The organism is Streptococcus oralis, from assembly GCF_003942585.1.
In the GTDB taxonomy this organism is placed as follows: domain Bacteria; phylum Bacillota; class Bacilli; order Lactobacillales; family Streptococcaceae; genus Streptococcus; species Streptococcus oralis_BE.
In genome coordinates, this window is the sequence record NZ_RJNK01000022.1 from 1 (window position 1) to 746 (window position 746).

Genomic DNA, 746 nt, shown 5'->3' on the forward strand with positions numbered 1-746 from the left:
ATGCGCTAGTTGATTGACTTGGATTGACTTGCAGATACTGATGCGCTAGTTGATTGACTTGCTGATACAGATGCTGAAGCTGATTCACTTGCAGATACTGATGCGCTAGTTGATTGACTTGCACTTACAGATGCTGAAGCTGATTGGCTAGCTGATACTGATGCTGAAGTTGATTGGCTAGCTGATACAGATGCTGAAGTTGATTGACTTGCAGATACTGATGCGGAAGTTGATTGACAGATGCTGAAGTTGATTGACTTGCAGATGCTGATGCTGAAGTTGATTGACTTGAGGATGCTGATGCGCTAGCTGATTGGCTAGCTGATACAAGCTGATACAGATGCTGAAGCTGATTCACTTGCAGATACTGATGCTGACTTGCAGATACTGATGCTGTAGTTGATTAGCTTGCAGATACTGATGCATACTGATGCTGAAGCTGATTCACTTGAGCTTACTGATGCTGAAGCTGATTCACTTGAGCTTACTGATGCGCTAGTTGATTGGCTAGCTGATACAGATGCTGAAGTTGATTGACTTGCTGATACAGATGCTGAAGCTGATTCACTTGCAGATACTGATGCGCTAGTTGATTGGCTTGCAGATACTGATGCTGAAGCTGATTCACTTGAGCTTACTGATGCTGAAGCTGATTCACTTGAGCTTACTGATGCGCTAGTTGATTGGCTAGCTGATACAGATGCTGAAGTTGATTGACTTGCTGATACAGATGCTGAAGCTGATTC

The 746-nt window shown here is 43.6% G+C and carries 1 protein-coding gene and 1 pseudogene; both read right to left on the minus strand.

Translation table 11 applies throughout. The annotated features are described in order from the left end of the window. Positions 1 to 124: 124 nt before the first annotated feature. Entirely contained in the window at positions 125 to 358 is a 234-nt protein-coding gene (locus D8862_RS09835; RefSeq protein WP_221762944.1) for a hypothetical protein, read from the minus strand. Further along, a pseudogene (locus tag D8862_RS09840) lies at positions 318 to 746 on the minus strand (hypothetical protein); the annotation flags it as partial. The gene D8862_RS09835 and the pseudogene D8862_RS09840, both read right to left, overlap by 41 nt.